General features: G+C 33.9%; 15 protein-coding genes and 3 pseudogenes. 9 read left to right on the top strand and 9 right to left on the bottom strand.

Annotated elements, in window-relative coordinates; all coding sequences use genetic code 11:
* Positions 1-108: 108 nt before the first annotated feature.
* The 3 genes from B371_RS21980 to B371_RS0116210 form a co-directional block, all read right to left on the bottom strand.
* Positions 109-420: a hypothetical protein gene (locus tag B371_RS21980; RefSeq protein WP_019415362.1), complete on the bottom strand. Its 312-nt coding sequence runs from the start codon at positions 418-420 to the stop codon at positions 109-111.
* Positions 421-545: 125 nt separating this feature from the next.
* Positions 546-866 (bottom strand): hypothetical protein, encoded by a 321-nt coding sequence (locus tag B371_RS0116215; RefSeq protein ID WP_019415361.1) that lies wholly within the window; start codon positions 864-866, stop codon positions 546-548.
* 68 nt (positions 867-934) lie between these two features.
* Positions 935-1330 carry a hypothetical protein gene (locus B371_RS0116210; RefSeq protein WP_019415360.1) on the bottom strand — a complete coding sequence of 132 codons (396 nt, stop codon included), beginning with the start codon at positions 1328-1330 and terminating at the stop codon, positions 935-937.
* 220 nt (positions 1331-1550) lie between these two features.
* Here B371_RS0116210 and B371_RS0116205 point away from each other — a divergent pair, with 220 nt between their 5' ends.
* Together B371_RS0116205 and B371_RS0116200 are read left to right on the top strand one after the other, a co-directional pair.
* Positions 1551-2483: a hypothetical protein gene (locus B371_RS0116205; protein ID WP_019415359.1), complete on the top strand. Its 933-nt coding sequence runs from the start codon at positions 1551-1553 to the stop codon at positions 2481-2483.
* Between the two features lie 15 nt (positions 2484-2498).
* Complete coding sequence (locus tag B371_RS0116200) at positions 2499-2807, top strand: hypothetical protein (RefSeq protein WP_019415358.1); 309 nt, start codon at positions 2499-2501, stop codon at positions 2805-2807.
* Positions 2808-2921: 114 nt separating this feature from the next.
* Here B371_RS0116200 and B371_RS0116195 read toward each other — a convergent pair whose 3' ends face one another.
* Positions 2922-3359 (bottom strand): DUF6376 family protein, encoded by a 438-nt coding sequence (locus B371_RS0116195; protein ID WP_019415357.1) that lies wholly within the window; start codon positions 3357-3359, stop codon positions 2922-2924.
* A 507-nt stretch (positions 3360-3866) separates the two neighbouring features.
* Between B371_RS0116195 and B371_RS24140 the strand changes: the two are divergent.
* The 4 genes and pseudogenes from B371_RS24140 to B371_RS21970 all read left to right on the top strand — a co-directional run.
* Positions 3867-4007, top strand: a pseudogene (locus B371_RS24140) (VOC family protein); the annotation flags it as partial.
* 391 nt (positions 4008-4398) lie between these two features.
* Positions 4399-5571 (top strand): acetyl-CoA carboxylase biotin carboxylase subunit family protein, encoded by a 1173-nt coding sequence (locus tag B371_RS0116185; protein ID WP_019415355.1) that lies wholly within the window; start codon positions 4399-4401, stop codon positions 5569-5571.
* 1 nt (position 5572) lies between these two features.
* Positions 5573-6322 (top strand): esterase family protein, encoded by a 750-nt coding sequence (locus tag B371_RS0116180; protein WP_019415354.1) that lies wholly within the window; start codon positions 5573-5575, stop codon positions 6320-6322.
* Between the two features lie 219 nt (positions 6323-6541).
* Positions 6542-6769 (top strand): annotated as a pseudogene (locus B371_RS21970) (DsbA family oxidoreductase); the annotation flags it as partial.
* A 130-nt stretch (positions 6770-6899) separates the two neighbouring features.
* Here B371_RS21970 and B371_RS0116170 read toward each other — a convergent pair.
* Positions 6900-7430, bottom strand: coding sequence for an HAD-IIIA family hydrolase (locus B371_RS0116170; protein ID WP_019415352.1), 531 nt, complete (start codon positions 7428-7430; stop codon positions 6900-6902).
* Between the two features lie 242 nt (positions 7431-7672).
* On the opposite strand from B371_RS0116170, the gene B371_RS0116165 reads away from it, so the two are divergent.
* On the top strand, positions 7673-8404 hold the full coding sequence (locus tag B371_RS0116165) for a DsbA family oxidoreductase (protein ID WP_019415351.1): 732 nt from the start codon (positions 7673-7675) through the stop codon (positions 8402-8404).
* A 183-nt stretch (positions 8405-8587) separates the two neighbouring features.
* On the opposite strand, the gene B371_RS23040 is transcribed toward B371_RS0116165, so the two are convergent.
* The gene (locus B371_RS23040; RefSeq protein ID WP_019415350.1) at positions 8588-8746 is read right to left on the bottom strand and encodes an SCP2 sterol-binding domain-containing protein; all 159 of its coding nucleotides are present in this window, start codon (positions 8744-8746) and stop codon (positions 8588-8590) included.
* A 408-nt stretch (positions 8747-9154) separates the two neighbouring features.
* Here B371_RS23040 and B371_RS0116155 point away from each other — a divergent pair, with 408 nt between their 5' ends.
* A complete protein-coding gene (locus B371_RS0116155) occupies positions 9155-9721 on the top strand; it encodes a CBO0543 family protein (RefSeq protein ID WP_019415349.1) in 567 nt (188 codons plus the stop codon).
* A 158-nt stretch (positions 9722-9879) separates the two neighbouring features.
* On the opposite strand, the gene B371_RS0116150 is transcribed toward B371_RS0116155, so the two are convergent.
* Together B371_RS0116150 and B371_RS0116145 are read right to left on the bottom strand one after the other, a co-directional pair.
* Complete coding sequence (locus B371_RS0116150) at positions 9880-10590, bottom strand: aspartate/glutamate racemase family protein (RefSeq protein ID WP_019415348.1); 711 nt, start codon at positions 10588-10590, stop codon at positions 9880-9882.
* 29 nt (positions 10591-10619) lie between these two features.
* Complete coding sequence (locus B371_RS0116145; RefSeq protein ID WP_019415347.1) at positions 10620-11552, bottom strand: AEC family transporter; 933 nt, start codon at positions 11550-11552, stop codon at positions 10620-10622.
* A 281-nt stretch (positions 11553-11833) separates the two neighbouring features.
* On the opposite strand from B371_RS0116145, the gene B371_RS0116140 reads away from it, so the two are divergent.
* Positions 11834-12664 carry an MBL fold metallo-hydrolase gene (locus B371_RS0116140; protein ID WP_019415346.1) on the top strand — a complete coding sequence of 277 codons (831 nt, stop codon included), beginning with the start codon at positions 11834-11836 and terminating at the stop codon, positions 12662-12664.
* A 91-nt stretch (positions 12665-12755) separates the two neighbouring features.
* On the opposite strand, the pseudogene B371_RS24135 reads toward B371_RS0116140, so the two are convergent.
* A pseudogene (locus B371_RS24135) lies at positions 12756-13183 on the bottom strand (hypothetical protein).
* Positions 13184-13365 lie beyond the last annotated feature (182 nt).

Raw genomic sequence — 13365 nt, 5'->3', positions numbered from 1 at the left:
CCTACATACCAATTAACAGCTTACAAATGAGATTTCAAAAAAGTACCATTGTTGAACTAACGCTTTTTAGTTTAATTGTACAGATACTGTGGCATCTTCTATTAGCCACTAATCAATCGCTTCTTTTGAATAATAAACTGTATCACCAATTTCTATAAAAGGAAGTACACTAGATTCTGTATTTTCTCCTACAGGAATAGGACCTAACCTAATACTCTCCTCAATACTTAACCCTAAATACGAAGCTAGTTCCTCTTGTGTAAATAGCTTCTTTACCTCTTTCTCAACAGTCTTTTCTTCCACTGTTAGGTTTGATTGGTTGTCTATATTGGCATTTAACCCATTAGATATTAACCAACTACCAATTACAAACGAAACGGCCAAACTAAAAATTGAAATTGCTACTAAACTATTTTTCATGTATATACTCCTCAACTTTAAATTCAATTTAACAAAAACATGTAACTGGTGTCTGCCATTTTTGAAGCATCAACTTTCCATCTTACAAAGCAGTACCTTTAGTGGAACATATGTAAATAGAACTCTTAGTTAGCAATCGATCTTATTTCGAATTTCATATGGTCTAAATCCCAAACATCTGCATCCGTATTCGAAAAGACTGTTATTTCAAGTTTCTGTCCGACATTATACCCTTCAACTTTATCTACTGGAATTTCATATATATTCCCATCTATTCTTCCTTCATCACTTCCGCCATATTCTTTCATAACTAACATTTCATCCTCAACAAGTTTCTCAACGATTATTCCTGTAAAAGTGAAGTCTTCTTGGTAATTTGAACAACCAACAATAATAAAAACACTCATTAATAGGAAAGACCAACTAATCATCCTTTTACTTTTCATGATTTCCCTCCTTTAATTGCTTTAAGCGATCCTTCAGCGTAGATGAAACGTATTAAAGATACTCACTCCTATTCCTCTTCAACATCAAGGTCTCTATAGAAGTTATCAACAATCGGATGAATATCTGGTTCCGTATAATAATAATCTTCATTTATTTGTGTTAACCCGAATTGAAAAGTTTGTTCGTCATGAAAAAGAGTAATTGAGTATCTCCAACCCACTCTACCTTCTTGATTTTTTTCGGGAATGAACTTAATATCTTTGATTTCACTTAAAAATTCATTTATGACAACATTATCTATGATTGTTTTTCTATCCCCTGTACTTCCATCTATTATGACAATCTTATTTACATCATCAAGGTCCCGCTCATAAAATTCTGGCAGTGTTTTTGTTTCTAAACCACAACCAGCAAAAAGAGAACTAACTAATAACAATCCAACTAACACCTTAAGAATTCCCATGGAACCCCCCTTTTCTATTATGAATTACATTTCTGCTGTATCTGAATTCAATTTAGTTGTTGCATGATAAATCATTCATTTATTTAACGAATTCATACTATTCATTATATCTTGAACTCATAATATATGGAAAATATTCCTGTATCCATTTTTTAAATAATTGGTTTATCCAGTTTTGTTTGTGGAAAAGTAATAGAAACTAGATGAAAGGAGATGCACTATGAAAAAAATAATGTTATTTGTTATTACTTCATTTTTTTTAGCTGCTTGCTCTCCTACTGAGGAAGGTTCCGAGCCACCTACAGAGCAAGAGAATTCTGGAGATAATAATCAAAGTAATTCTGAAACGCAGGATGGTAATACAGACAAGGATAATGAAAAAGAAAATAATGACGAAAATATAAATGAACAACAAGCATCATTAGATAAATCTGAAGCTGAACAAGTTATGAGGGATTATAAAAATACATTTATGGACCTTGTAGAAAATTCAGGTGAAAATGGCAAAATTATAAATTATGGATCGAAAGGTGAAATAGTTGCTTACTTTACTTCAGCTATGTCTAAGGGTTTGGCCAGTACTTATACAGATACCTATTTTAGAGAAGAAAATGGTCAGTTATTCCTGAAAGCAATGGATGCTCCTACTTGGTTAGCCTATGATCAATCATTTACATTAGATAAAATAGAACAACAGAAATATCAGGTAATTCAAGAAAGAAATAACGCATTGACAGGGCATGTTAATATGACCTATGAACTCGCTAATAAAGATGATAATTGGATTGTAAACAATATTGATGTAGAACGTTTAGGTGATAGAAATGATAAAGAAAGTAAAAATAATGACGAAAATCTAAATGATCAACAAGTTTCATTAGATAAATCTAAAGTGAATCTTGTAGAAAACACGGGGGAAAATGGCAAAATGAATAACTATGAATCCAAAGATGAAATAGTTGCTTACTTTTCTTCAGCCATGTCTAAGGAACTGGCTACGGGATATACAGATACCTATCTCAGAGAAGAAAATGGTCAGTTATTCCTGAAAGCAATGGATGCTCCTACTTGGTTAGCCTATGATCAATCATTTACATTAGATAAAATAGAACAACAGAAATATCAGGTAATTCAAGAAAGAAATAACGGATAGACAGGGCATGTTAATATGACCTATGAACTCGCTCATAAAGATGATAATTGGATTGTAAACAGTATTAATGTAGAACGTTTAGTTGATAGAAATGACATTTCTGAATATACAATGACTGAGAAAGATGCGATTACCATAGTTAGGAATAATCTTGAAATAAGTCAGGAATTAGATACGATAGTGGAGGTTGACCATATTGAAGACAATGGAGACTTTACGGTCCACGTATACGATATAGTTGAGCATGAAGATGGTAGTCACACCTCAACACGCGGTTGGTACACAGTTGATAGTCATGACAGTACAGTAGAGGAGATAATGTAAAGCCCAAGGGAATAATAAAATAGTGATACTAAAACTATCCACTTATATAAGCTCATCCTAATCTTGTAGGATGAGCATTTTTGTAGCCTCAAAGTACATATACGATTTAAAAAGTTAACCTCCTAATTTTTCCACTACATTCATTAAGGATGTTACTTCGTTAATCAGCTTCATCAGTTCAGAATTTTCTAATTTTTCTATTGCTAACTCACCATTTACCATGGCATTTTCAATGACTTCTTTTATCGCTTCATTTTTTTCAACTATTTGCTGATGAACACTTTCCGCTATAGCCGGTGCTTCCGTGTTATTAAATTTATTGATTTCCTCTAACAATGTATTAAGTTCTTTTTCTAATTCAGCTTTGGTCTCTTCATTAGTTGCTGCTCCTTTGATTAACTGTGGTGCCTTCTGTCCAAAGTCGTTCCAAGTATTAATATGTTCCGTTGCCTTATTGGCATAATCTAGTGAACTATTGACTTCCTCTAATACATTACAACCACCCAAAAATAGAGAACCCCATATTGTACCTATAATAAATAATTTACGCATAGCTATCACTCCTATTCATTTTTTCTTATAACTCTTCACTTCATTCATTGCCACTGGCAACACTTTTTCCTTGGCAATTTTCACCATTGTGCATATATCTTATAATTAACCAAAACAAAAGAGACCTCTACCGATAATGGTAAAGGCCTCTTAACATAAAAGGATCAGGACCTTTGCCAGAAAATTGCTGACAAAGGTCTCGCTAACAACTGTAAGTTGCCAACAAAGCCGGGGATATAATCCCGTAATGACGACTTTGCTGTATAGCTACTCCCCTTTGGGATGTATATTCGGTTTAATTATCTTTATATTATCGGAAGTTCTAGAAGAGGTCAATTATTAGATTAGAAAGTATTCCTTTTAGAACTTATAGAAAGCACAGATTAGGCTGAAATGTATCTTCGAGCGTCTGGTTTGTCTACAATCAGTATTCATACTCTTCTTTACCAAACTCGAACTAAAAACGGTTAAATAACACCATATGAATATAGACGCTTTCCGTGGGGCACGGCTTCAATTGAAGACGAAATTGATCATGCTTTCGAGAAATTGTCTCAAGGTGGAGAAATATTAATGCCTTTAGATGCATATCCATTTAGTAGAAAGTTCGGATGGATCAATGATAGATTTGGTGTTTCATGGAAACTACTCTCCCATTTTTATAAACACGACACACTATTTAGTTTGGTTGAAAGTACCTACTATTTAAAGGCTGGTCTGAATTGAAAATAATCATAGCAAGTATCATCACGATTTCTACTGTTTATTATTTAATTAAATTGTTCACTTTGACCTACAAAAAAGGAGATTACTTATTTTAAGTTAATGTTTTAAGGAACATCATAGCGGTAGAATTTATTGTGGTTTCAATCCTACCCTTGATATTTATAAATTAATATAGTTGATGTGTTTTTTATGTTTTTTCTCTCTTGATTCTAAAGTCAGTACACAAAAGATCTTTAAAAAATAAAAACTACTTGATTACTGAATATTCATATATTACATTTATATATAAAAACAATATCTAGGAGGAACTATAGTGAACATAATTTTCTTCTCGCCACACTTTCCTCAAAATAGCACCTATTTTTGTATCAATTTAAAAAATAGCGGCGCAAACGTCCTGGGAATTGGTGATACAGCTTATGAGGCGCTAGGCGATAAGCTGAAGGAAGCTTTAACAGATTACATTCAAATTAGAAATTTAGAAGACTACGATGAAGTTCTGAAATCAGTTGGTTACTTCACTCATAAGTTTGGAAAAATAGATCGATTTGAATCTCTTAACGACCATTGGTTAGAACTGGAAGCAAAAATTCGAACCGATTTCAATATATTCGGTACAAAATTGGATTTAGTATACGATGTCATACACAAATCCAAGATGAAAAAGTTTTTTGAAAAATGCGATGTCTCAACGATTCGAAGTGTAAAGGATATTAATATTACAAAATCGCTTAATTTCATTAAAACTGTTGGGTACCCCATCGTAATTAAACCCGATTTGGGTGCTGGTGCAAGCATGACCTCTAAGATAAATAATGAACGTGAATTAGACCAATTTTTTGAACACAAGCCAGCCGAAGTCAATTTTATTGCAGAAGAATTTATTGATGGAAACGTTTTAACTTATGATGGGTTAATCGACCGTGATGGAGTAGTACGATTAGCTGCCACTCACCTATTTGACCAAAGTATTATGAAGGTCGTAAATACAAATGACCATTTGCACTACTATTGTTTAAAAGAAGTCCCAACAAAAGTTAGTATAGCAGGACAGAGTATTTTGCGTGCTTTTGACATAAAAGAACGATTTTTTCACATTGAATTATTTGAGTCCAAAAAAAATGGGAACCTCTACGCACTTGAAGTAAATATGAGACCTCCTGGCGCTTGGATGCCAGATGCAATTAATTTTACGTATGATATCGATGTTTATAAAGAATGGGCCAATATGGTTGTCCATAACCATGTGGACACGCCTAAAAAAGGAAAATACTTTACCGCCTATGCAAGCCGTAAAGATCATAAGCACTATGTCCATAGCCACGAAGACATACTGTCTATCTTTTCGCCTTACCTTGTTAACCATAATCGAATTGAAGATGTATTTAGCCAAGCAATGGGCAATTATGCTTTTCAATTTCGAGCAGATACCTTAGAAAAGGTACAATCAATCGTCTCTTATGTTCAAGAGGAAATGAGGAATTAACTTGCATATCTCCTATCATAAGGAATGGAGTCATTCATTAAATAGAGACATGGAATACAAGGTTTATGGTCATAAAGGAAAGCCGATATTAACGTTCCCGTCATCTTGCGGGCGTTTTTTTCAATATGAAGACAACGGAATGATTGAAGAGTTGAGAGACTTTATCGAGGAGGGACGTATTCAGGTTTGGACGTGTGATGGTATTGATGAAGAAACATTTTTCTCTCAACATCCGAATATCAGTGCTCGAATAACGCGTCATAAGCAATATGATCAATACATAGCCCAAGAACTGGTTCCATCAATTTTATACAAAAGTAAGATGAGCAATCATGGAGACGATCAAAAGATATGGATAACAGGCTGTTCAATGGGCGCATTCCATAGTGCAAACTTTTTCTTCCGTCATCCCTTCGCTTTTGATGGATTGCTAGCACTCAGTGGTGTATTTTCCACGAGTTACTTCTTTGGAAACCATATGGACGATGACGTCTATTTCCACTCCACTCTTTCCTACTTGAATGATTTGCAAGATGATAATTATCTACAAGCATATAGACAAAGTCGACTGGTCATTTGTGTTGGTCAGGGTGCTTACGAACAGGAAATGATTAATGAAACTCATCAATTAAAGAACCTGCTGGTAAAAAAATCGATTCCAGCTCGCATCGATTTTTGGGGATATGATTCACATCACGACTGGGATTGGTGGAGAAAACAATTTCGCTTTTATATTAGTGAATGGATGTAAAACGACAACGTTTGAATCATTTTTAGATTCAAGCGTTTTTCTTTGTCTGTTAGATGCTAGTGCCTAGTATACCGGTTCAATGATAAGTATCTATTTTTGAGTCTCCAAACGTTCATACTACAATTGGAAATACTTATGGAAAGAGGTGTTCTTATGAAAATTGAAGCTTGGTCTGATTTTGTATGTCTCTTTTGTTATATTGGATAACGTAGATTAGAAATGGCGTTGGACTAATTTCCACATAAAAACAAAGTTGATGTTGAGTTCAAAAGTTTTGAATTGGATTCCATTGCGCCCTTGTATTCTGGAAAGAGCATTCATGAGGTCCTTGCTTCTAAGTATGGGATGAGTATTGAGCAAGCCAAAAAGAATAATGAACTAGGACTACAAGCTGCAAGCATTGGTTTAACTTTTAATTTTGAAGAGATGAAACCAACAAACACATTTGCTGTTAAATAGGTTTCTCAATGTCATGAGATTTTACTCTGATTGAAGGACTTTAATGCGGTCAAGTTTGGCAATTGGATCTTGCACATAACTAAACACAAACTAAACGGAAACCAATGAGATCCCCGTTCTACTTCGCTGTTGTATCTTCTATAATCCAATCTGCAGCACTTATTAGGTCGGGGAAAACAGCATCTGCAAGGGGGTCACTTTTACCCAAGAATACTCCTTTTGTACCTGCCTTCTTCCCTGCGATAATGTCTGTATCCGTGTCTCCTACCATGTAGGACTGGGATAAATCAATATCATACTTTTTACTTAGATCTAAAATTAATTTGCTGTTTGGTTTGCGACAGGCACAGCCTGCTTTTGGTTTATGAGGACAAAAAGCCACGTCATGAATAGTTGCCCCTTCCTTCTTTAATTCAGAAATCATATGGTCATGTATTTTATTGAGCTCAGCTTCCTTCATGAATCCCAGTCCAACGCCGCCTTGATTGGTTACTACAAACACAAAATCAAAGAAAGGATTCAATTTTTTTATTGCTTCTGGAACACCTGGTAAAAAGTATAGCTCATGTGGCTTATTTACAAATTTCACCCTATCCGTTAGTACTTCATTTATTACTCCGTCACGATCCAAAAATAATGCTTTCTTCATTAATATCTCTCCTTAATTAAAACAACTTTATAATTTATAACATCCCCCAATACATTAATTTTTAACTTATCTTACATACTTTAATGTTTATTTGCCTCGTTTAGTGCGACAACAAATGCGTTCAATTTATTCCCATTATTTTATTAACATCTTAGATGCTACCAGTACTACTTAAGCATCTATTTTTGAGTCTCCAAACGTTCATGCTACAATTGGAAATATTTAAGGAAAGAGGTGTTCTTATGAAAATTGAAGTTTGGTCTGATTTTGTATGTCCCTTTTGTTATATTGGAAAACGTAGATTAGAAATGGCGTTAGACCAATTTCCACATAAAAACGAAGTTGATGTTGAGTTCAAAAGTTTTGAATTGGATTCCAATGCGCCCTTGTATTCTGGACAGAACATTCATGAGGTCCTTGCATCAAAATATGGGATGAGTATTGAGGAAGCCAAAAAGAATAATGAACGACTAGGACAACAAGCTGGTAGCATTGGTTTATCTTTTAATTTTGAAGAGATGAAACCAACAAACACATTTGATGCCCATCGTTTGGCAAAGTGGGCAAAGGTTCAGGAAAAAGAAAAAGCTGTCACGGAAAATCTACTTCTTGCTTATTTTACTGATTCTAAGAATATAAGTGATTTAGAAGTTCTTGCTGATATTGCTGAAGCTTCAGGGTTAGATCGCGAGAACGCTTTAGATGTTTTGAAAGATAAAACCGCCTATGCAAATGATGTTCGAGTGGACGAAGGGATTGCTCAACAATACGGGGTTTCTGGTGTGCCTTACTTTATTGTTAATCAAAAGTATGCAATTTCAGGTGCACAACCACTAAACACATTCGTTGGCGCACTTCAAAAGGTGTGGGAAGAAGAGAATCCTAAACCTACCTTTAAGAATCTATCATTAGACAGTACAAGTGATGCCTTTTGTTCAGATGATAGCTGTGTGGTTCCACCAAAAGATCAATAATTTTCAATACAGTGATACGTAAGGGACATCTTATTGGATGTCCCTTTTTTGTGATTCTATTAGGTAGCCACACAATTTAGTTCAACAAAAATGCACGCCATCATCCATATCTTAGATACCTGGATGTCTAAACAAGTAAAAAATGGACGTGCGGCAAATAAATCTCAAAAACTAAAATGGTTGTTACTCCTCATCATACTCACTTAGGTTATATTTCTTTAAAATAGATTCCAGTTTTAACGCTTTCGTCATGTCACCTTTAATTTTTAATTTACCTGTCATGAAAGCCATTGTTCCATTTAGGTTACCAGACAAAAACTTATGAAAGCTTTCTAATGACATCACAAGCGTTCAATCTGCAGGAGTGTCTACTCCCTCGTTTACTTTTGCCAGCCCACCCTGTAAATGCAGCTGATAAGTTCCTTCTTCTTTACCTTTAATATCGAATTGATATACTATTTGAATTCATGAAACTGGCTCTGGATTTTCGTTAATTACATTCTCTATAGTTTGCATTGTTTCTAATAGTGTTCCTCGGATTTTACTCATTTGAAAAATCTCCTTTATATGAAAACTAATTTTTTAATCTTTTAAGACATGGGCTAGTTCCCTGAACTGGTCCATTTTATTATTTATGAAACAAACTGGTTGCATTACAATTTTCTTAATAAGATTAAAATGTCTTTACATTGTGAAACCTGTTATTTAGAAGATGGATTATAAAAAAAACAAGATACTAGGATGTGGAATATGACAGAAAAATATCCTACTTACGATCAAATACGTGATGTCCATCAAGAACTTGCTGATATGAAATTAGAGTATTGGATTAATCACGATTTGTTTTCTTTTCAATGGTGGTTACTTGTAATCCTGTTAATTGTTCCTTGGATGATTTGGTGGAGATACGTAGACAAAAACAGAATTAGCCAAATACTGTTATACGGGTCGTTATTAATGGTACTAGTTATGATGATGGATGATTTGGGCGTAGAAGCACACCTCTGGTCATATCAATTATTCACTATGATGCCAAGATTAATTTCCATAGACCAAGGCATCATAATTATTCTTCATATGTTCTTATATCAGTATTTTTCTAAATGGAAAAAGTTTATTATTGCTAACACGGTTATGGCAATCATATTTACATTTGTTTTTGAACCCATTGTTGTTTGGTTAGACATTTATAGAATAGAAAATTGGCACTATATTTATTCTCTTCCTTTATATATTTTAAAAGCTGCTTTAATAAAATGGTTAGTCGATGAAGTGATATTAAGAAGACAAATAAATAGTAAAACAAAGGCACTATAAATTCAAACCACTTATATTCTATCTATCCTGTGAGCTTGGAGATATCCTTCTAAGCTCATTTCCATTACTTCGCGGTTTATTTACCATCAGTTTGATTTATTGCAGTTAGCGAAATATTTTCCATTTAGCCGGTTTTATCCTGAAAAATGATCAGTTTTTTACTTTAAATTTAGATCATCTTCTTCCAATGCTTTAGTCACGGATGCAATCGCATGTATGACAGTTGTATCAAATATTGGGACTTGTGAATCTTCTTGTTTAACTAATAATCCTATTTCTGTACAACCCAATATGATTCCTTCTGCCCCATTGTCAATTAAGCGTTGGATAACCTGTTTGTAATAATCTCTTGATGATTGCTTAATATTCCCTAACACCAATTCTTCAAAAATGACTCGATTTACACCATCTCTTTCCTCAGCACTTGGAACCAAAACACTAATACCATTTGACTCTATCCTTGATTTGTAAAAGTCTTGTTCCATCGTGTATTTAGTGCCTAGTAACCCAACCTTGCTCACCCCTGATTTTTTAATTTGATTCGCTGTTGCATCAGCTATATGTAGGATTGGTATGGTAATTTTTTTCTCAACAAGTTCTACAACTTTGTGCATTGTATTTGTACAGAGTAGTATAAAGTCCGCTCCCGCTTTTTCCAAAATCAGTGCAACATCTCCTAACAAATTTCCCGCACTTTCCCAATCACCTTCAGCTTGATATCGTTGGATTTCATAAAAATCCACACTATATAAAATACATTTTGCTGAATGTAATCCACCTAGTTTGCTCTTCACTTCCTCATTAATTAACCGATAATATTCCACTGAAGATTCAAAACTCATCCCACCTATTAGACCAATCGTTTTCATAATAACCCTCCATTTATTAGTCTCAAATTCTAGTAAACAAATAATATAGATGATAAATACACTACAAGCGTTACCGTGATACTGCTTAAGATTGTGGTAAACAATACTGTTTGGGCTGCTACTTCTGGGTACACATCATACTCCAAAGCAAGGGTTGCACTATTTCGAGAAGTTGGAAATGAACTTGCAATAAATAGCGATTGAGCTACAACGCCGTCGAGCCCCATGATATAAATCAGCATCAGCGCAATACAAGGACTGATAATTAGTCTCCCGATGCTACTCATAACAATTAACTTGTTTATCATCGTTCTAAATTGAATTTTTGCGAGCTGTGCACCTAATAAAATTAGCGCAACAGCTATAAATGCATTGGAAAGTTGATTCATCGGAATTAAAAGAAATTTAGGAATAGGGATATGAAATGCATTTAATAATCCGCCGAATATCATTGCATGAATGATGGGCAATAATAAAAGTGCTCTCAAAATATCTAGCCCGGACTTTGTAGCAGAAACTAAGTTATATAGACCATATGTAAATGTGATGATATTTTGGAAGACAACCATAATAATCTGAATAGATATCCCTAGTGGATTTCCCTGAAATATTAATTGGCTAACTGGAATTCCGTAGTTTCCAGAATTCATCAACACTACACTGTTATTAAATACTCCAGCTTCCCCTTTATCCAGTTTCAGGACTTTACTTATTAATAAGCTGACTATCATTAAACAAAAGCTGAATATAAGTAAGTATCCAATAATTTCAAGAAGAACTTGAAAATCAATATCTGTTTTATAAATATTCATAAAAACAGCTGCCGGCATGAAACAATACGTAACTAGATTTGAAAGAGCTTTTAATTCAAAGTTAAATTTCCTTTGTAAAATTGCGCCAATGAGCAAAAGAATAAGGATGGGCACAATCACTTCTAAAAATATAATTCCTAAAAATGACAAGTTCATTTCTCCATTCTGGTGTAGTACTTAAATAAAATATAGTTCCTTTTTTTATCGTCAGAAATGAACATGACAAAAACCACACAATGCTATATTTCTATCAAATTGTAAAACCTGAAATAATAATATCATGTGAGCACTTCTAATTGTAAGAAAAATAAAAAGATAATAAACCAATTTGGTATAATAAAAAGAATGGTTTACTTTACATATAAAAACGTAAAGATCTCTCCTAACAAGGCAACTAGATAATTGGAATTTCTAATAGAAGGAGAATTGATATGATAACTTATCAAAAAGACGGTTTAACGGTATTTCAGAGCGCGCTGTGGCAGACGACAAGTACGGTGGTTGAGACAAAGAATTTTATCCTAGTTGCAGATCCTGCATGGCTTCCTCATGAAATTAAGGAGATTCAGGAATATGTGGAACAAATACGAAAAGACAAAGAATTGTATTTGTTATTTACACATGGGGATTTCGATCATATTATCGGGTTCAATGCGTTTCCAGGTGCTAAGGTAATTGCAAGTAAGGGCATGCAGGAGCATCCCAATAAGCAGTACAATCTCAATCTAATCCAAAATTTTGATCGAGAATATTACGTTGAAAGACCTTATGAAATTGAGTTTCCTACAATCGATTTCGTGATCGAAGAAGATGGACAACAACTTGTCCTGGGCGATATAACGATTACCTTCTATTTATCTCCTGGTCACACTCATGATGGGTTATTTACGGTAATTGAACCTATGGGCATATGGATTTCAGGTGATTATCTATCAGACTTTGAACTTCCTTTTGTATTTGATAGTGTGAAGGCATACAAATCAACACTACAGAAAGCGTATCAGATTTTGGATTTGCACAGTGTACATGTATTAATCCCTGGACATGGTCAACTCACGAAAATTGAAGAAGTCATGAAACAAAGAATTGCTATGTCTGAAGATTATCTTGATCGATTAATTGTAGCGGTGACGACAGAAGATTTAGAGGGATTAAATGCTTTGGAACTAGAAATGCCGTTCAATTCAAACTTTACGAAAAGATGTCATAAAGAAAATATAGCTACTGTTCTGAAAGAATACACGATACAAGGTAATGGTTAATGATATGTATTTGAATTTCAAGAGGAGAAATGTTTTAAGCCTTTTCTATGTTTATTATTTTCTTCTCTTAGCTGGTTTCTGCCTATAAAACTTATAGCCTTGTAGTTATATTGTTTTTATAAATATCTATCTTATTGGCAGTAGATATCAAATTTTCGCTTTTCCCCTGAATAGCGAGTACTATTCTAATTTTTACTGGGAATTCTAATTTTTTAACCATTTCTTCAATGGCAAAGTACTCATCTTCCTGTTTATTATAATAAACAATTGAACTAATAGTGCCCTCTCAGTTATTAATATCTAAACTACACATCATAGGGAATTTAATCATATTATTTGTGGCTAGCTCTCCTGAAACGATTGAGTCATTTAACTCTTCAGTTTAAATATTTTGTACCTGCTGTTTAACCCACGTTTCATCTTGTTCATCATTATCTTCTTCGTTTACTACCCATTCCCATATAGGATTCTCTAAAAATCCTTCATTGACAACTCTTCTACAGGTTTACTTTTACTCATTATACTAATCTCCTTTTGATATATTTAAATTCCATAAATTGCGACTTATTCCTTCTTAATCGAATCAATTTCATAATTCTGAGCTCTTGCGGCTCTAAGGGTAAAATAGCAAGAAAATAGAGCACCTCCCCAAATCCTGTATAATGAGAGTGACTAAAAACACATTAACAGACTGGAGAAAT

The sequence above is a fragment of the Paenisporosarcina sp. TG20 genome (assembly GCF_000286315.1).
GTDB lineage: Bacteria > Bacillota > Bacilli > Bacillales_A > Planococcaceae > Paenisporosarcina.
The sequence above is the reverse complement of the archived record's forward strand: the minus strand, read 5'-3'. Positions and strand labels throughout refer to the sequence as shown.